The 17,699-nt window shown below is 72.8% G+C and carries 17 protein-coding genes and 1 pseudogene; 9 read left to right on the forward strand and 9 right to left on the reverse strand.

Annotated features, from left to right (window positions below):
• Positions 1 to 125 precede the first annotated feature (125 nt).
• Positions 126 to 941: an SDR family NAD(P)-dependent oxidoreductase gene (locus tag Q8791_RS10240; protein WP_330091397.1), complete on the reverse strand. Its 816-nt coding sequence runs from the start codon at positions 939 to 941 to the stop codon at positions 126 to 128.
• Between the two features lie 74 nt (positions 942 to 1,015).
• Here Q8791_RS10240 and Q8791_RS10245 point away from each other — a divergent pair, with 74 nt between their 5' ends.
• Both Q8791_RS10245 and Q8791_RS10250 read left to right on the forward strand, forming a co-directional pair.
• Positions 1,016 to 1,624 (forward strand): TetR family transcriptional regulator, encoded by a 609-nt coding sequence (locus Q8791_RS10245; protein ID WP_330091398.1) that lies wholly within the window; start codon positions 1,016 to 1,018, stop codon positions 1,622 to 1,624.
• A gap of 630 nt (positions 1,625 to 2,254) precedes the next feature.
• Positions 2,255 to 3,415 carry a hypothetical protein gene (locus Q8791_RS10250; protein ID WP_330091399.1) on the forward strand — a complete coding sequence of 387 codons (1,161 nt, stop codon included), beginning with the start codon at positions 2,255 to 2,257 and terminating at the stop codon, positions 3,413 to 3,415.
• Positions 3,416 to 3,668: 253 nt separating this feature from the next.
• Here the strand turns inward: Q8791_RS10250 and Q8791_RS10255 are convergent, their stop codons facing one another.
• Entirely contained in the window at positions 3,669 to 4,685 is a 1,017-nt protein-coding gene (locus tag Q8791_RS10255; protein WP_330091400.1) for a LacI family DNA-binding transcriptional regulator, read from the reverse strand.
• Positions 4,686 to 4,804: 119 nt separating this feature from the next.
• Between Q8791_RS10255 and Q8791_RS10260 the strand changes: the two genes are divergently transcribed.
• The 4 genes from Q8791_RS10260 (at position 4,805) to Q8791_RS10275 (ending at position 8,568) form a co-directional block, all read left to right on the forward strand.
• Positions 4,805 to 5,941: a Gfo/Idh/MocA family protein gene (locus Q8791_RS10260; RefSeq protein WP_330091401.1), complete on the forward strand. Its 1,137-nt coding sequence runs from the start codon at positions 4,805 to 4,807 to the stop codon at positions 5,939 to 5,941.
• The gene (locus Q8791_RS10265) at positions 5,934 to 6,839 is read left to right on the forward strand and encodes a DUF6807 domain-containing protein (protein WP_330091402.1); all 906 of its coding nucleotides are present in this window, start codon (positions 5,934 to 5,936) and stop codon (positions 6,837 to 6,839) included. Before Q8791_RS10260 ends, Q8791_RS10265 begins: the two co-directional genes overlap by 8 nt.
• Entirely contained in the window at positions 6,836 to 7,579 is a 744-nt protein-coding gene (locus tag Q8791_RS10270) for a cupin domain-containing protein (RefSeq protein ID WP_330091403.1), read from the forward strand. Before Q8791_RS10265 ends, Q8791_RS10270 begins: the two co-directional genes overlap by 4 nt.
• A 119-nt stretch (positions 7,580 to 7,698) precedes the next feature.
• Positions 7,699 to 8,568 (forward strand): MerR family transcriptional regulator, encoded by an 870-nt coding sequence (locus Q8791_RS10275; protein ID WP_330091404.1) that lies wholly within the window; start codon positions 7,699 to 7,701, stop codon positions 8,566 to 8,568.
• Between the two features lie 168 nt (positions 8,569 to 8,736).
• Here Q8791_RS10275 and Q8791_RS10280 read toward each other — a convergent pair whose 3' ends face one another.
• Together Q8791_RS10280 and Q8791_RS10285 are read right to left on the reverse strand one after the other, a co-directional pair.
• Entirely contained in the window at positions 8,737 to 10,749 is a 2,013-nt protein-coding gene (locus Q8791_RS10280; RefSeq protein WP_330091535.1) for a BTAD domain-containing putative transcriptional regulator, read from the reverse strand.
• Between the two features lie 157 nt (positions 10,750 to 10,906).
• A complete protein-coding gene (locus Q8791_RS10285) occupies positions 10,907 to 11,119 on the reverse strand; it encodes an AfsR/SARP family transcriptional regulator (protein ID WP_330091405.1) in 213 nt (70 codons plus the stop codon).
• Positions 11,120 to 12,248: 1,129 nt separating this feature from the next.
• Here Q8791_RS10285 and Q8791_RS10290 point away from each other — a divergent pair.
• Positions 12,249 to 12,473, forward strand: a complete 225-nt coding sequence (locus tag Q8791_RS10290) for a hypothetical protein (protein ID WP_330091406.1) — start codon at positions 12,249 to 12,251, stop codon at positions 12,471 to 12,473.
• Here the strand turns inward: Q8791_RS10290 and Q8791_RS10295 are convergent.
• From Q8791_RS10295 to Q8791_RS10315, 5 genes are all read right to left on the reverse strand, one after another.
• Complete coding sequence (locus tag Q8791_RS10295; protein ID WP_330091407.1) at positions 12,454 to 13,122, reverse strand: hypothetical protein; 669 nt, start codon at positions 13,120 to 13,122, stop codon at positions 12,454 to 12,456. The two genes, Q8791_RS10290 and Q8791_RS10295, sit on opposite strands and share 20 nt — an antisense overlap.
• Positions 13,123 to 13,442: 320 nt before the next feature.
• Positions 13,443 to 14,642, reverse strand: coding sequence for a sodium/glutamate symporter (gene gltS, locus Q8791_RS10300; protein WP_330091408.1), 1,200 nt, complete (start codon positions 14,640 to 14,642; stop codon positions 13,443 to 13,445).
• A complete protein-coding gene (gene hutG / locus Q8791_RS10305) occupies positions 14,639 to 15,577 on the reverse strand; it encodes a formimidoylglutamase (RefSeq protein WP_456238149.1) in 939 nt (312 codons plus the stop codon). The genes gltS and hutG overlap by 4 nt, the downstream gene beginning before the upstream one ends.
• Before the next feature lie 5 nt (positions 15,578 to 15,582).
• Positions 15,583 to 16,323 carry an IclR family transcriptional regulator gene (locus Q8791_RS10310; RefSeq protein WP_330091410.1) on the reverse strand — a complete coding sequence of 247 codons (741 nt, stop codon included), beginning with the start codon at positions 16,321 to 16,323 and terminating at the stop codon, positions 15,583 to 15,585.
• A 407-nt stretch (positions 16,324 to 16,730) separates the two neighbouring features.
• Positions 16,731 to 17,285 carry a hypothetical protein gene (locus Q8791_RS10315; RefSeq protein WP_330091411.1) on the reverse strand — a complete coding sequence of 185 codons (555 nt, stop codon included), beginning with the start codon at positions 17,283 to 17,285 and terminating at the stop codon, positions 16,731 to 16,733.
• On the opposite strand from Q8791_RS10315, the pseudogene Q8791_RS10320 reads away from it, so the two are divergent.
• Positions 17,184 to 17,405 (forward strand): annotated as a pseudogene (locus Q8791_RS10320) (acyl-CoA synthetase); the annotation flags it as partial. The gene Q8791_RS10315 and the pseudogene Q8791_RS10320 sit on opposite strands and share 102 nt — an antisense overlap.
• 55 nt (positions 17,406 to 17,460) lie before the next feature.
• On the forward strand, positions 17,461 to 17,637 hold the full coding sequence (locus Q8791_RS31825) for a hypothetical protein (RefSeq protein WP_407941982.1): 177 nt from the start codon (positions 17,461 to 17,463) through the stop codon (positions 17,635 to 17,637).
• The last annotated feature ends 62 nt before the right edge of the window (positions 17,638 to 17,699 follow it).

Consider the following 17,699-nt stretch of genomic DNA (forward strand, 5'->3'; position numbering starts at 1 on the left):
TCCCGCCTGCGCACAGTGTTCGGCCGGGATACCCCGGCCGAGCGTCTGCCCGAGTTCCTCGTGGGAACCGGCCGACCGCACGTGGTGTGACGACCGCCGGAATCCGCTCCCCGGCCCGACGGGCTTCACACCCCCGCCGGGCGGCGCTTTCGCATCAGCCCCGCCGCGCCGGCCACGCGGGCCGTGGCCAGCACCGCGGTCCGGCGTCCGAGCAGCCGGGGCAGGGTCGTGGCGACGGCGTTGACCGCGCGCGACAGCGCGCTGGGCACCGACCGTCGGCGGTCCAGGACGCGCACCAGTGCAGCGGCGACCTCGTCGGGCGTCTGGAAGCGCCCCGAGTACCCCTCGGCGCCGATCCCGTCGAAGAACTCCGTGCGGGTCAGTCCCGGCGAGAACGCCAGGGTGCGGGGCCCGCTTTCGCGCGTCTCCCACCACAGCGCCTCGGTGAAGCTCAGCACGAAGGCCTTGCTCGCCGCGTACACCGCCATCCCCGGGATCGGCTGGTAGGCGGCCATGCTCGCGATGTTGACCAGGTAACCGTCCGTGCCCAGCCGTCCGACGAACGCCCGTGACACGTCCACCAGCGCGGTCACGTTGAGCGCGAGCAGGGTCTCCAGCTCGTCGGGGTCCTGGACGGCGAACGCGCCGTCCGCGCCGACGCCGGCGTTGTTGACGAGGCCGGTCACGCGGATACCGCGGCGGTCGACCTCGGCGGCCAGGTCCCGGCCCGCCCCGGGGCGCCCGAGGTCGGCGGAGACGGTCTCCACCCGGACGCCGTGGGCTCCGCGCAGTTCGGCGGCCAGTGACTCCAGGCGGTCCGTACGGCGGGCGACGAGTACCAGGTCCGTCCCGCGTGCGGCGAGCCGACCGGCCAGGGCCGCGCCGATGCCGGAGCTGGCGCCGGTGATGAGTGTGGTCTGGGAGGAGTGATCGATGGTCATGGCGACACATTACGACATGCGTGGCACTTGGTGTCAAGTTTGTCTCTGGGTGTCTTCGCTTGTAGGCTGGCGGTGTGACCACTGGAGAACCGACCCCCGGCCTGCGGGAGCGCACGCGCCGCGCGGTCCACCGCGAGATCGCCGCGGCCGGAATGGCCCTCTTCCTGGAGCAGGGCTTCGAGGAGACGGCCATCGAGCAGATCGCCGAGGCCGCCGGGATCTCCCGCCGCTCCTTCTTCCGGTACTTCCCGACCAAGGAGGACGTGGTCCTCGGCGACCTGATCGACCGCGGCCATCGCGTCGGCGCCGCGCTGGCCGCCCGGCCGCAGGAAGAGGAGCCCTGGGCCGCGGTCCGGGCGGCGCTGCTGGCGTTGCGCGACGAAGGGCCGGTCGACCCCGCCGCCGAACTGCGGATCGCCCGGATGATGCACCAGGCGCCGTCCCTGCGCGCGGCCCACCTGGAGAAGCACCTCGCCTGGCAGGAGATCCTCGTCCCCGAACTCGCCCGGCGCCTGCGCCACGCGCACGGTTTCGACGAGGTGATCGCCGAGCACCGCGCCGCCGCGATCGTCGCCACCGCGCTCACCTGCCTCGACGTGGCCACCGAGACCTGGATGCGCCTGGACGGCGAAGTCCCCCTCGAGGGGCTGTGGGACGAGGCGGTCGCGGCGGTCGGGGCCTGACGCCGCCCGGGGGCGGCGTCAGGCCCGGACCGGTGTCCTTGGAAGGAGCCACCCCAGGGGTTGCCCGGCGATCGCCGTCCCCTCCCGCCCGGGCCACCCCGCGCCGGTCACCCAACGCCCTCGGGCAGGTGCTGCCCCGGCGAGAACCATACGTCGGGCAACCCGGATCGACGCCCGATCGCAGCTTCCCGCACGGTGTGACCGCGAGGTATCCTCGTAGGTGCGTTCGAGGTGGGGAAGCCCCGAACGCAGAGGGGCTCCGCACCCGTCAGGGTGTGGAGCCCTTTGGCGTGCCCGGCCCAGGGCGCGGGAGGGTGGCCATCGTCCATGGCCATCGCCCCCGCCGAGAGGTCTTCGCCGAAATACGGGGGTTAGCAGCAGGAGGAAAACTCCATTTACGACTGTTGGCAATCAGTCCGCTACCTAGGGGAACGGCACGGTATGTCGTCTGAGCAGCGGTGATGAGACCAGGAATTCGCGCGGTGCCGTTTCGGTGACGCTGGGGTGGCGAAAGTACCAGTACCGCCTGCTCCCCCCTCGCACCCCGCACAGCCCCCTCGGCCCTGCGGCGAGCGGTCAGCGGAACCGCGCACCAGGCGGCATCCGACTCCTCGCGAACAGGATCCGCCCATGGGCATCGATGCACCCACCCTCAACCGAAAACTCGCCGACGCCGCCACCCACCGGGAGAACGCCCCGACCTCCTCTTCGGCCCGGCGCCCCGACGAGTCCCCGGACCAGCGCACCGCCCGCCGCACGGACCTGGCCGCCCTCCGCGTGGCCGCCAACCACGACGTCAACTACCTGACCCCCCTCATGCTCAACGCCGTCAACAGGGCCTCCCGCGGCTACCCCCTCAGGCGTCTGGAGCGCGACCTGCTCGGCCTGGCCCGCCACTGCGCCCCCGGCAAGGAGGACCTGCTGGGCTACGGCCGCGCCTTGCGCGAGCTGGGTACCGCGCGCCGGCGCGCCCTGTTCCCGGCCCCGGTGGCCGACCTGGGCACGAGTGTGGGCCTGGACTACGCCGACCTGGCCCGACTCCTGGCCACCGACGCCCCCCGGGGGCTGGACAACGTCGCGCGGATGCGGTTCGGCGACCGCACGGTCGAGGCGGCCGCGGACCAGGAGGTCCAGCGCCGCGGTTGGACCTTCCTGGTGACCGGGTCCGCAGACGTCGGCGGCTCCCCGGCCGCCGACACGGACGCGGCCGCCAGGAGCATAGCCGGCGCGACGTTCACCGTGACCAGGGCCAGGTGCCATGTCATGACCGGAGACTCGGTCCTCCACCCCCGTGCCGGGATCTACTTCACGGCGCTGGCCGCCACCGAGAAGTCGCCCCACGTCTCGGGGACGCGCACCCGGACGGTCGGGGGCTTCCGAACCGGTGACGTGAAGAACTTCGGCGACACCGTCCGGGTCGGGGACAGCACGGGCTTCGGCTGCGTCGGGGCCTCGGTTCAGGCATGGGAGGGGGACGTCGGCAGTGGAGACGGGAGTTTCCCCGCCGAGCTCCGCACGTACTCCCGGACGATCACCAGGGGCCTGGTCGAGGCCCTGACCGAACCGCACCGGCACAGGACCGACGCCGGACACATCGCCGGGATGGTGGCCTCGGCCGTCGACGTCATCTCGGTCCGGGTCTCCGACGACTACATCGGCCAGAACGTCTTCTGGCTCGAACCGGAGGGCTCGCACGAGGAGAGCGCCATCATCGTGCACCACGCCGGAAACGGGGACGAGCCGATCGCCCGGGGCAGGTACGAGGTCTGGGCCAGGGCCGAGGAGTACTAGCGGCAACGCGATCCCCTCGTTGCCGGAGCGGCGGGGGAGCGGGCGCGGTCGGCGAACGTTTTCCCCGCCCCCGGATTCGGTACCGGCACCCACCGGCCGCCGACCGGGCCCGCCACGTGGCCGGTGCCTCCCGGGGAGGCGCGGTTCCACGTGGCGGGAAACGAAACTCGTCACCTCACCAGGTCACCCGGCGCGAAAGGAGCGGTCCGCCCCTGACCTGTGGGGCGCCGGTCCCTCGCCACGCGCCGGCTCGTCAGTGCCAGGGCCCGGGGCCGGTGGACTCGCGCCACAGGATCGTGGTGAGCGGGGCGTCCGCCTCCTCCGGCTCCGTGCCCCGCACCGCGGCGACCAGGCGCCGCATGGCACGCCCGCCCAGCCGTTCGAGGTCCACGTCCACGGTCGTGAGCGAGGGGAACAGGTGGGCTCCCAACGGGCTGTTGTCCCAGCCCGTCACGCTGAGGTCGCCGGGCACGCTCCATCCGCGCTCCCGCGCCCCGCGCACCACCCCCGCGGCCACCGCGTCGTTGCCCGCGATGACGGCCGTGACCCCGCTGTCCTCGGGCAGGGCGCGCACGGCCTCGGCGCCGGAGCCGGCCGACCAGTCGCCGTCGACCACGCCGTGGGACTCCAGGCCCAGCCGTTCGATCGTGTCGAGGTAGGTGCGCTTCCGCCCCCGGGCCGAGGCGTACTGCGGGGGGCCGGCCACGTGCAGGAAGCGGCGGTGCCCGGCCTTGGCCAGCCCCTCGACCAGGTCGGCCACGACCGAGCCGTCCGCGATCTCGCCCAGGCCGCGCGCCTTGTCGTCGTAGTCGGCGGAGACGACCACGGAGGCGCCGGAACGGTCCCCGATGTCGCTGTCGGGCAGGACCGGCGCGAGCGAGAGGATGCCCTCCACCTGGCCCGACGCGGCGAGTTCGAGCATGCGCCCGGTGCGGGCCGCAGCCCCGCCGTCGGTGCCCACCACTTCGACGACGAAGCCCTCGGCGTGGGCGGCGGCGACGGCCGCGGTGAGCATCCGTGCCGGGCCGGGCGCGTCCGCGCCGGGCAGGATGATTGCCAGGCGGCCGGTCCGGCGCGTGCGCATCGACCGGGCCCCGAGGTTGGGGCGGTAGCCGAGTTCCCGGACCGCGGCGGCCACGCGCTCCCGGGTCGACTCCTTCAGCCCGCCCTCGAAGCGCAGGTAGCGCGAGACGGTCTGGTGCGAGACGCCCGCCAGGCGGGCGACCTCCATGATGGTCGGTGGGCGCTGCGGCGGCTCGGCGTCGGCCATCGGCTCCTCCTTCGTCTGCCGTACACGCCTTGACGGCGCGAGTGAACGATCACTATCGTAAGCGCGGCCGTAAAGAGTGAACGTTCACTCCGAATTCGGGACCTGAGGGAGTGCGAAGGTTGAGCCCTACTTCACGAACGCGCGTGGCCGTCATCGGCAGCGGAGCCATCACCGGGTACAGGCACCTGCCCGCGCTCGCCGCCCTGGGCGACCGGGTCGACGTGGTCGCGCTGGCGGACCTGGACGCCTCCCGTGTGGCGGCGACCGCCGACGAGTGGGGGATCCCCGGCCGCTACACCGACTCGGGCGCCCTGCTCGGCGCCGAGTCCCCCGACCTGGTGATCGTGTGCACGCCGCCCGCCGCGCACAAGGACGCGGTGATCGAGGCCCTGCGGGCCGGTGCCTGGGTGTGGTGCGAGAAGCCGCCCGCGCTCTCGCTCGCCGAGTACGACGAGGTCTGCTCCCATGAGGACGCGGCGGGCGGCCCCTTCGCCAGCTACGTCTTCCAGCACCGGTTCGGCTCCGGAGCCGAGCGCCTGCGCCGCCACCTGGCGGAGGGCACGCTCGGCCGCCCCCTCGTGGGCGTGTGCAACACCCTGTGGTTCCGCGACCCGTCCTACTTCGAGGTCCCCTGGCGCGGCCGGTGGGACACCGAGGGCGGCGGACCGAGCATGGGCCACGGCATCCACCAGATGGACCTCATGCTCTCCCTGCTCGGCGACTGGTCCGAGGTCACCGCCGTGATGTCCACGACCGCGCGCACCACCGAGACCGAGGACGTCTCGATGGCGATCGTGCGCCTGGAGTCGGGCGCGACCGTCTCGGTGGCCAACAGCCTGCTCTCCCCGCGCCAGACCAGCTACCTGCGCTTCGACCTCGAACACGCCACGGTCGAACTCGAGCACCTCTACGGCTACGACAACGGGCACTGGCGGTGGACCCCCGCCCCGCACCTGCGCGACGACGCCGCCGTCGCGGACTGGCCCCCCGTGGAGGACGAGCCCAGCTCGCACAAGGCCCAGCTCACCTCGCTGCTCGACGCGATGGAGCGCGGCGAGCGGCCGCGCGCCAGCGGAGCGGACGGGCGCAGGTCCCTGGAACTCATCACGGGCATGTACCGGTCGGCGCTGACCGGCACCACGGTGCGCCGACGCGACCTCACCCCCGACGACGCCTTCTACCACGCCATGAACGGGGGCGACGCGGCCACCGCCGCGGCCGTCCTCACCCGAACGGAGGAAACGCACGATGTCTGAGGCTCCCACCCTGGTCGAAGAGGACGATGCGCTCACGGTGACGGCGGGAGGGGTGGAGATCGCACGCTACGTGCTGCGGTCCGACGCCCCCGCCTTCGAATCCCCCAAGCCCTACCTGCACCCCCTGCGCACCCTCAGCGGGGCGCCCCTGACCGCGATCCGGCCGTGGGACCACCGATGGCACAAGGGGGTGCAGATGACCTGGTCCCACCTCTCGGGGGAGAACTTCTGGGGAGGGCGGACCTTCGTCCTCGGGCAGGGCTACCAGGCGCTCGACAACAACGGCAGCATCCGCCACGAGGGGTTCACCTCCCTCACCCGTGACGGGGAGGGTTCCTCGGTCACCGAGCGCCTGTCCTGGATCAGTTCGGCCGGCGAGCGGTGGATCGCCGAGGAGCGCACCCACCGCTTCCACTCGGTGGACCACGCGCGCGGCATCTGGGCGCTGGACTTCGCGACCTCCCTGACCAACGTGCGCGGCCGGACCCTGGAGCTGGGCAGCCCCACCACCCACGGGCGGCCCGACGCGGGCTACACCGGGTTCTTCTGGCGCGGCCCCCGTTCCTGGACCGGCGGCGAGGTGATCAGCGCGACAGGGCGCACCGGGGCCGACGTCATGGGCACGGAGGCGGCCTGGATCGCCTTCGTCGGGCAGCACGACGAGATCGACGGAGGCGCGACCGTCCTGGCCTACTCCGGGACCACGAGCGCCCCCGTCCCGATCCGGTGGTTCGTGCGCTCGGAACCCTTCCCCGTGCTCAGCCCTTCCCCCGCCTTCGACGAGGAGATCGTGCTGGAGCCGGACCGCACCCTGGACCTGAGCCACCGCCTGGTGTTCGTCGACCACCGGTGCGCGGCCGACGAGGCGGGCGCCCTCGCCGAGGAGTACGCGCCGTGAGCACGCCCGGCTTTCCCGGGGGCACCGCCGTCAGCAGCCTGCGGGTCTACGACTGGGAGGCCGCCGACGGCCTGCACGGCGGCACCCCCCACGTCCACACCGCGTCCTCGGAGGCCTACGTCGTGGTGGCGGGAGAGGGCGAGGTGCACACCGTCACCCCCGAGGGCGTGGCCGTCGACCCGCTCTCGGCGGGCTCGGTCCTGTGGTTCGCCCCCGGCACGGTGCACCGGCTGGTGAACTCCGGCGGGTTGGAGATCACCGTGGTGATGCAGAACGCGGGGCTGCCCGAGGCCGGTGACGCCGTGTTCACCTTCCCCCGGGAGGTGATGGCCGACCCCGCCGCCTACGCGGAGGCCGCGCGGCCTCCGCGCGAGGGACCCCAGGAGCAGCGCGCGGAGCGGGCACGGGACCGGCGAGACCTGGCCGTGCAGGGCTACCTGGAGCTGGTCGCCTCGATCCGCGAGGACGGTCCGGGGGCGCTGGAGGAGTTCCACCGGCGCGCGGTGGAGGTGGTGCGGCCGCACCTGCGGGCGTGGGAGGAGATCTGGCGCGAGCGCGTGGAGCGCGAGGCCGAGCGGACCCGGCTCCAGCTCGCCTCCCTGGCCGCGGGCGACCTGGGCATCATGCGCGAGGCGTCGGTGGTGCGCACCGAGGCGCGGCCCGGACCGCGTGCGTTCGGCATGTGCGGGCGGCTGCGGACGCGGCGCCCCGTGGAACCGCCCGGCGGCGGGGAGCGCTGACCGCGGCGGCGGGCGGGGAACCGTACCCGCCGCCGCGGTGCTCCGCGTGCCGACGCCGGCGCCGCCGCTCCACCAGGAGGACTTGACCTTGTGGTTACCGCAAGCCCGAGACTGGCGTCATGAGCCTGTTCATCAAGGAATTCAGCGAGATCAGCGAACTCTCGCCGCAGACGTTGCGCTTCTACCACTCCGAGGGCCTCCTGGTCCCTGCGACGGTCGACGAGGAGACCGGGTACCGGTACTACGAGGTCGAGCAGGTCGAGAAGGCCATGCTGGTCACGGCACTGCGCGGCGCCGGCATGAGCGTCAAGGACGTGCGCCTCGCCCTGGAGGCCCCTGACACCGCCATCGAACTGCTCCAGGAACACACCGAGGCGGTGCACCGCAGGCGTGCGGCCGAGGACGAGGCGATCGACACCGCTCGCGAGCTGCTCGTCTCCTGGCCCGAGGTCCAGCGCAAGCAGGCGCCGCGGACCACGGTCCTGTGGAGGGCCGTCCCCCCGGTCGCCGAGGAGAAGAAGCGGGGCCAGCCCCACCTGTACGACTGGGGCGGGGTCGCCGACAACGCCACCGCCGTGGTCGAGGAACTGGGCGCCCTGGCCGAGGAACACGGCGCCACCGTGGCGGGCACCCCCTGGTTCTCCATGGGCGGGGAGAACGGGGAGCAGAGGAAGCGTGCGCTCGCACTGGAGGGTTCGCACCCGCACTGGTTGGCCAACATCCCGGTCAGCGCCGACGCCGACGTGCTCGCGGCCCTGGCGGAGAAGGTCGACGTCCAGAGCTTCGGGGCTCGGGACGAGCTGTCGATCCACATGCCCGGCAGGAACTCGGCGGCCAAGTTCGTCATGGCCCAGGTCCGACTGAGCATCCACGAGCCTCCGGAGGGTTACTTCGCCGCCCCCGCGGAGACGCGCCACCTCCTGCACGGGGACGGTATCGAGACCACCATGCCCCTGCGCCTCATCAGTGAGGCGGAGGGCCTGGCCTGAGTGTTCGGCTTCTCGTCAGTTCCCGCCTGTGGGCGCGCGGCGTTCCAGGAACGTAAGGCGCCCGCCCGCCCGCGCGGGGGCGGGCGGACCGGGAACCGCCCCGGCCGCACCGCTCCCGCGGTCGAGGTCCCCCCGGAGTCCGGGGCCGGAACGGGTGAAGCCCCGTGCTCAGGCGATGCCCAGTAGGCTCGCGAGCCGGTCCTGGGTCGTGTGGGCCTGTGACGGGGGAAGCCGCCACTCCCGGGGGGCCTCCTTCATCGCGCGCGCCGCCGCGTCCGCCGCGTGCTCCAGGGCCGACGTGTCGGCGAACCCCCCGTCCCACCTCGTGTGGAGATCGGTCTTCGGCAGGTCGGACAGCACACGGTTCAGATTGCTGGAGAGCACCTGGGCGGGTTCGACGGGCCATGCGGTGACGGAGATGTGCAGGGACCAGTCGTCGCCGCTCAGAGCCTGGTGGGGCCGTCCGGCCGGCATGTAGCAGGTGTCTCCCGGGGTGAGGGTGAGGCGGTGCGCCGGCTGCACACCCTCCGGCACGGTCACCAGGCCCGGTTCGTCCTGCCCCTCGAAGTGGCCGAAGATCCGCCAGCGCTTGGTCCCGGACGTCTGGAGGACGATGACGTCCACCTTGTCCTGGTGGAGCGACAGCGCACCTTGGCCGGGAGGGCTGAGGAAGGCGACGGCCTCGGCCAGGCGTCCGGTCCGGCTCTGCAGGAGACGGCAGACGCGCCTGATCGCCGGGTGGAACTCCTGCACCGGGTAGAGCACCAGACTCGCGCCATCCGCGAGGAACCCCTCGACCCGGTCCGGCTGCTGGACGAGGTGAGCCGCTTCGAGGGTGCGCAGCAGTGCTCGGGTGCGGGACGCGGTGAGCCCGGCGAGCGCCACGACGGCGGTCAGTCCGATGTCCTGCCCCGGGAGCACGCCGAGCAGGCTCAACAAACGTGCCGCAGGCGCGGGCAGCGCGCGGTGGGAGGCATCCAGGACACCGCGCAGTGAGGTGTCCAGGTCGCCCGTCTCCAGGGCGTCCAGCCTGGTCTCCGCCTCCCGCAGTTCGGCCGCGAGTTCGGAGAGCGGCAGGTGCCCGTCGCCCGCGGCGCCGGCGGCGGCGATGGCCAGGGCCAGAGGGAACCGGCCGCATCCGGTGATGATGGACTCCGCCGCCTCGGGCTCGGCCGCCACGCGGCGCTCTCCGGCCCGGGCGGCGAGCAGCCGGTGCGCCTCGACCGGGGTGAGCGGACCCAGCGCGATGGAACGCGCGCCCTCGGTGGCGACCAGACCGCTGAGCCGGTTGCGGCTGGTGATCAGGACGACGCACGTGGGGGACCCGGGGATCAGGTCCCTGACCTGTTCGGCGTCGCGCGCGTTGTCCAGCAGGATCAGCATCCGCCTGCCGACCAGGAGGCTGCGGTACAGGCCGATCTGCGCCTCGGCGCTGGTCGGGATGGCCTTCTTGTCCATTCCCAGGGCGATGAGGAAGTCGTGGACCGCGGTCTGCGGCTTCGTCGCCGAGGTACTGGAGGAGAAGCCGTGCAGGTTGACGTAGAGCTGGCCGTCGGGGAACCGTCCGAGGTTGTCGTGTGCCCACCGCAGGGCGAGCGAGGTCTTGCCGACACCGCCCAGGCCGCAGACCACGGTGACGGGTGTGGAACCGGTGTCCCACACGGTGTCGAGCGCGGCGAGCTCTTGCCCCCGCCCGGCGAGCAGCGGCGGCGGTGAGGGGAGCTGGCTCGGCAGAGGTACGGGCAGAGGGTTCGCCGAGGACGGCCGGACGGTCGAGGGCACCGACTCGGAGACCGGAGGGGTCAGCGCCGGATCCGCGTGGAGGATCTTCAGGTGGAGGTCCCTGAGCTCGGCCCCGGGGTCGGTTCCCAGCTCCTCGGCGAGTGCCCTGCGGGTGCGGTCGTAGTGCTCCAGAGCCTGAGCGGTCCGCCCCTCCCGGTACAGCGTGAGCATGAGCTGGCCGAGCAGCCGCTCGTCGAGCGGATGCACCTGGGAGAGCGAGAGCAGGTCACCGAGGCGCTCAGCCTGCCTGCCCCGGTGGATCAGCAGATCGTTGCGGTCGAGTTCGGCTCGGAAGCGCTCCAGCCGCAGGCTCTCCCTGAACTCGTTGACCCACGGGCTGTCCAGGGCTCCGAACGCGTCGGCCCGCCACAGCGCGAGCGCCTCCTCCAGGAGGGGCAGGGAGTCGTCGGCAGCCGTGGGGTCCTGCGCCGGGAGGTGAGTTTTCGGAAACGGTGCAGGTCGACCGCGTCGAGCGTGTCGTCGCTCAGCGAAAGGACGTAGCCGCCCGGGCGCCGGTTGACCACCGCGTCGCCGCCGGCCGCGGACATGGCGCTCCTCAGCCGGGAGACGTAGCTGTAGAGCGACGACCGCGCCCCCTCCGGGGGCGTCGCCCCCAGACCCGGTCGATCAGCCGGTCGACCGGCACCAGACGGTTGACGTCCGCCAGCAGCGCGACGAACACCGACTGCCGCCGCACGTGTCCCAGATCGACGTCGTGCCCGTCGATGCGTGCCTTGATGTCGCCGAGTACGGAGATTTCGACCGACAACAGTACTCCCGGGTCCGGAACGAAAGACGCCACAACGTACGCAGGATGCGCGGGAGCACGGCTGCACCTCGAATCCTAGGAGTGTACTCCCGGGAGGGTGACGGATCGCTTGGAGGAGAACCTGAGGCTGGGAACACCGGAGGCGGGGTGGGCGCGGAGGGCGGCACGTCGGCGTGCGCTGACACACCGGCCGGCCGCACCAACCCCCATGGCCAGTGCAGCTAGCCCATCAGACGCTTGATGTGCCCGTCGGTGAGGGCATCGCGAGCCCCGGCCCCGAGTTCGCGGGACAGGGTCGGCCAGGCGCTTGCGGAACTCGGCCATGGCCTCGTCTGTCGGCCACCCCTGGTTCTTCGCGGCCGCAGTCATCTCCTGGAAGAGATCGTCACACCAGGTGTCACCTTTCGCGGCAAGGTCTTGGTCGTCCAACCGGGTCGGAGCCAGCTTCAGACGGAGATGGGTGTTGGTCATGTCGACGTCCCGCCCCGGGGCTGCGATGTCTCTGCGCTCCGCTGTGAAGGTGACCAGTGAATGGTAGAACTCATCGGCCGCCACCTGGGCCGCCACCAGGTTGGCGACCGTGGTCCGGGCGGCCACGGGGAGGTCGGTGTTCCCCGGGCCGACGTCCCCCGAGACGGCCGCCCGCGCGGTGGCGGGGCGACCGGGCCTGGAGGGGGTGACCCGACCGCTGTCGCCGGTGCTGGAAGGCTGCCTGGTCCGCGACCCCGCGCGTCGGCCCGGCGCGCACCGGGTGCTGGCAGTCCTGCTCGGATACACGGGGGAAGACGTGCGTCCCGAAGTGGGGGAGCTCCACGAGCGGTCCCTCCGGTTCGGGGCCAGGAAGAGGTGGATGCCCCTGGAGGTCGACCTCGGAGTCCTGGAGGGAGGGTTCAGGGCCCGTGCCCGGGAGGTACGAAGGCGTGTTGCGGCGTCCGAGCCGGAGAATCCCGGTGGACTGAACCCCATCTGGCAGCCGCCGGACATGGACGGTGGCGATGGGGACTGAACCGGCGGAGCAGCCACGCCCGGTCTTGGCCGGGACCGCTCACCGTACGGCCACCCCCACCGCGGTGCGGGTCGGTACTGGCATGTACCGGGTCCGGGTCCCGGGAACGTCTTCCGGCACACCGTGGCCCACAACAACACCGACGACGGCTGGGACCTCTGCGCCAAGTCCGACACCGGCCCCATCGGCGCCGTGACCGTCGAGGACTCCCTCGCCCACCGGAACGACACCCTCGGCGACGGCTCCCAGGCGCCCGCTCCCGCCCCGTCCCGCCGCCGCCCCCCGCTCCGACCGGGCCCGGGGCGACGGACGGCGGCCCGGTCACCGGTCAGACCACGAAGAACGTGAACGCCCCGTACATCGAGATGCTCAGGGTGTACTCGTCGACCTCCCCGGTCTCCTCGTCCAGCGCCTGGCACGTGAACGGCGCGTCCGTGTCGGGCTCGCCGCGCACGAGGTCGGCCTCCATGTCGCAGAGCACGTACTCGGTGTCCGCCTGCACGCGCAGGGTGTCCTCGACCGTCTCGCGGATCAGCGGCCCGTCCACGAGCTGCGGCTGGTAGGAGACGAGGATGCCGGAGGACTCCACCGTGATCGCGTACTCGAACTCCTCCCCGAGGAAGTTCACCGTGCACGTGGCGGTCTCCCCCTCGGTGCCCGCGATCTTCGGGCACTCGGAGGTGGCGTCCGGGTCCACGACCGACGCGAAGACGGAGACCTGTTCCAGGGCCTCCCAGGCGATGCGGTCGCCCAGTGGCGCGGAGCTGTCGGGCTCGGCGGGCAGGTCCTCCGCGGTCACCTCCGGCGCGGCGTCGGGGATCGGGCCCTGGTTGAAGTCGGCGGTGTCGACCTGTGGGGTCTCCTCCTCGGTCACCTCGGCGGCCTCCGGGGCCGCTTCAGGCTCGGGGGCGGCCCCGCCGCAAGCGGCGAGGACGAGGGCGGATCCGGCGGCGGCCACGCCCAGGGCGATACGGCGCGTGAGGGCAGGGTTCAGCATGTGTACCTCGGGGGTTCGGTGGAGGATGGGAGTCCCGCGTGACGCAGGAGGCTCATGTAAAGGGAGTGCTCGGACGCCGGATTTGTTGCACGCCGACGCCATGTTGTGACCCAAGACACCCCCGCGGCTCCCCGGGTGACGCCCGCTCCACAGCCGCTCCCGTGCCCCACCCGACCTGACCGAGCCTTCAGTGAGGCCGGTTGACCCGCCCGCCCCGCGCCCTCCTGGGCGCTCAGTTCTCCCGGCGTGCCCACCGCCCGGTCCGGGAACAAGGGGTCCCCGGGGCGGCGACCCGGGGACCCCTCGGAAGGCGGCCCTGGTCAGGCCACCGCGTTGATGCACCACACGATCCACGGCAGCGCCACGATGTCGATCAGCACCGCACCGGCCAGCGGGACGATCAGGAAGGCCTTCTCCGAACGGACCCCGAAACGCCGGTTGAAGGCGTCCATGTTCGCCATCGCGTTGGGGGTGCCGCCCAGGCCGTGGCCGACCATGCCGGCCGCCATCGTCGCGGCGTCGTAGCCCTTCCCCAGCAGGCGGAACACGACCAGCGCGACGAACAGCAGCAGGACGATCACCTGGACCGCGAGGAGCAGCACCAGCGGCAGGGCCAGCGCGTACAGGTCCCAGATACGCAGGCCCATCATGGCCATGGTGAGGAACAGGCCCAGCGACAGCGACGACACCAGAGACAGGGCGCCCTGGTGCATGCGCAGCCCGAACCGGTCACCGACGTTGCGCGCGACGGCCGCCACCACCATGGCGCCCACGTACGCGGGCAGCACGAACCCGGTCGTCTCGCTGAACCACGTGCCCAGCGCGACCCCGGCCACCATCACCACGCCGATCAGCACGGCGGTGTTCACCAGCGGGCCGTAGCCCACCGGCTCCTCCTTCTCCTCCGTCTCGACGGCGGCGGCCGCGGCGGTGCCGGCGGCCGCGGGCACCTCCACCTTGTGGCGGCGCATCAGCCAGGAGGCCGTCGGACCGCCCAGCAGACCACCCGCGACCAGGCCGAAGGTGGCCGCGGCGATCGCGATCGCGGTGGCGCCGTCGGTGCCCAGGGCCTCGGCAGTGGGGCCGAACGCCGCCGCGGCTCCGTGGCCGCCCTCCAGGGCGACGGCGCCGGCCATCACGCCCAGCACCGGGTCGATGCCCAGGGCCGTGGCCATGCCGATGCCCACCACGTTCTGGAGGATCGCCAGGGTCCAGCACGCCAGCAGGTAGACGATCAGCAGCTTGCCGCCCTTGCGGAGCAGGCTGACGCTGGCGCCGAGGCCGATGGTGGTGAAGAACGCGATCATCGCGGGCTCTTGCAGCGTGGTGTCCAGCTCCAGCTGGGCCACGCCGGTCTCCCGCAGCGCCAGGACGGCCAGCGCGAACGCGAAACCGCCGATCACCGGGCCGGGGATGCTGAACCGCTGGAGGAAGCCGACGTGGCGCCGGGCGAACTCGCCCAGGAGCAGCAGGGCGACGGCCAGGGTGGTGGTCTGGATCAGGTCCAGGGAGATGTTCACGAGTTCCGTCCTCTGGCCGCGAGTACGCGGTCCACCATGCGCGCGGCGACGCGCGCGGTCCGGCCGTCCGCGTCCAGGGACGGGTTGAGCTCGGCGACGTCGAACAGGGCCAGCCGCCCCGAGGCGGCGACCTCCTCGACCACGGCCTGCACCACCTCGGTCGGCACGCCGAGCGGGGAGGGGGCGCTCACCCCGGGCGCCACCCACGCGGGCAGGGCGTCCAGGTCGAGCGTGAGGTAGACGTCGTCCACCGTGTCCACGAAGGAGCGGACGAAGGCCAGCACCCGCCCCAGGTGGGCGGCGGTGCACCGGTCGTCGGTGAGGTACTCCACGCCGAGCCGGTCGGCGCGGTCGAACAGCACGGGGGTGTTCCCGGCCTCGTTGATCCCGACCACGGCGTACCGGAAGTCGCGTCCCCGGGCCCGCTCGGCCTCGCAGATCTGGAGGAACGGCGTTCCGGAGGTGGGCTCCGGCTCCTCGCGCAGGTCGAAGTGGGCGTCGATGTTGAGCACGCCCAGAGTGCGGGTCCGATCCGAGCCCAGGCCCTCGTCCAGGCCCAGGTAGCTGGCGTAGGCGACCTCGTGGCCACCGCCGAGCACGACGGGGAAGTGCCCGGCCCTCATGGCCCCGGCCACCACCGAGCCCAGCGCGCGCTGGCCGGTCTCCAGGTCGCCGTCGTCCACGCGGACGTCCCCGGCGTCGTACAGGGCCTCGTCCCGGTGCAGGGCGAGCGGGGCGAGCGCGCGGCGCAGGGCGGCGGGGCCCGCGTCGGCGCCGGCGCGTCCCCTGTTCCTCCGCACGCCCTCGTCGGAGGCGAAGCCGACGATCGCGGTTCCGGCCGGGCCGGCGTCGTCGAGCGGGCGCACGGTGGTGTGCCAGCGCCGGTGCTCGGGGCCGGGGCCGTCGTCGCGCCCGGTCCAGACGGGGGGATCCACCCTGTTCAAATCGTTCCTCCACTCAGGTCACGCGCCGCCTCTTTGACGAGGCGGACGTAGTAGGGGCGTCGGCGCTCGGTCACCGCCGCCGGGGCCATCACGGTGACGACCCCGTTCAGGGATCCCGAGCCGCCGAGGACGGGGGCGCTCGCGCCCCACACGCCTTCGTCGAGGGCGCTCTCGCTGACCGCCACGCCCTGCTCCCGCACCCGGGGGTGCTCGGACTCCAGGGCCCGCACCCGTGCGGCGGGCAGCCGGTAGGCGGCGTACACCTCCTGGCGCCGTGACTCGGGGAGGTGGGCCAGCAGCGCCTCGGCCGTGGCCCCGCGCAGCAGCGGCCGCACGGCTCCGCGGGTGTAGCAGCAGCGCAGCACCCGGGCCCCCTCGACCGCGTCCACGCACAGGGCCTCGGTGCCGACCGGCACCATGAAGGCCGCCAGTTCGCCGGACTCGTGCGAGAGCCGTTCCAGCCGTGGGCCGATGGCGGTGCGCTCCAGCGCGCCGTTGCGGTACTTCTCCGCGAACCGGACCGCCACGGGACCGGCCCCGTAGGAGGTACCGACGCGCTGCACGAACCCGGTCGCTGACAGCCGGTCCAGCATCCGGTAGACGGTGCTGACCGGGATGCCGGTGGCATCGGAGACCTCCGAGGCGGTGGCGTGTTCCGTTTCGGCGAAGACCATCAGCACGCTGAGCAGGCGGTCGGTGGTCCGACCCGCGTTGCCGGACGTCGCGTCCGCTGACATGGCGCCCCCTCTCCCGGACCGGGCCAGCTCCGAGCGGCGCTCGGGACCGGCTCACTCTATGGATCGGACAAAAGGTATGAAAAGGGCAAATTCTCATCCGATGAGAAGGCTACGTCCCGATCCGCGCCCGGGGCCCCGGCCGGTTCTGTGAGGCTGCACCCATCCGTCACCCCTGGTGGGGGCATGAAAAAAGGCCCTGGCGAGCAGGGCCTTCGTTGGACTCCCGAGGGGACCCCGACCGTCCCCCCGGGAGGACCAGGGTTCGTGGTCGAGCAGGTTCCGCCCGGAGCGGGCGCGGGGCGGGAGGGGTCGCAGCCTCGTAGGAAGGGGTGGTCGCGGCGTCCCCTGTCGCGACGGGCCACCGCACGACCCCCGCGGCCCGGTCCGCGGCTGCTGCCTGGACGCGCTCAGGCGGAGGCGCGGGCGATGGTGCCCGCGATGAGCGTGGCCGGCTTCTCCTGCAGGGCGGTCGTGAAGTCCAGCTGGAACGCGGTGAGCGAGGGGTCGGCCTCGTAGGCGGCGAGCATCGCAGGGGAGGGCCGTGCGTGTGTCCACACGGCGCCGACGGCCATGATCATGGCCGCGGTCGACTGCGGTGCGCTCTCACCCAGCTCGGGAAGGTGCTGCTCGGCCAACGCAGCGAGGCCCGCGACGTTGTCCACGGCCGCGTGCATGTGGCGGGCGGCCACCTGCGGGGAGACGTTGTGTTCCAGGACGCCCGCCTGCGCGCTCAGCAGGTCGCACAGGATCCGGCGCTTGGCGAGGAGAGGTCGTTCTCTGTCCTTTCTGGTCCGGCTGCGTCCAGGATCATCCCTGTTCAGGCGGGGTGATCTGGGGCTTCCCCGTGCTGTTGCGCGAGGCACGTCTCCCTGATGCCGTGGTCGGCCGAGGGCGCGGCCAACACGCTGGTTGAGGCGCCGGACCCCGCGGACCTGCTGCGCAGGATCGAGGAGGGGCGGCACGGGGCGTTCTTCGCGGCGCCGACCCTGTGGGTGGCGATGGCCAGCCACGCGGACTTCGGCGGACGGGACCTGTCCGGTCTGCGCAAGGCGTACTGCGGGGCCTCGGCGATGCCGAGGCCGGGACGTGGTGCCGGGGGCGGACGCGGACGCGCTGCCGGGGCTGTTGGTGGAGCACGTGCGTGAACGCCTGGCGCCGTTCAAGGTGCCCAAGGCGGTGCGGCTGGTGGAGGGGCCGCCGCGCAACGCCTCGGGCAAGGTCCTCAAGCGCGAGCTCCGCGACCGCCCCGTCCGAGCGGGCCGCCGGATCCGGGACGGGTTGGCCGGAGGCTCCGGCACGTACCGGGTCCCCTGAGGCCGTGTTCCCGGATTCCCAGGCCGCGGTGTCCGGCCGCCCCATCTCGGACTCCGCAGGCG

It is taken from the genome of Nocardiopsis codii, assembly GCF_036327455.1.
Lineage (GTDB): Bacteria > Actinomycetota > Actinomycetes > Streptosporangiales > Streptosporangiaceae > Nocardiopsis > Nocardiopsis codii.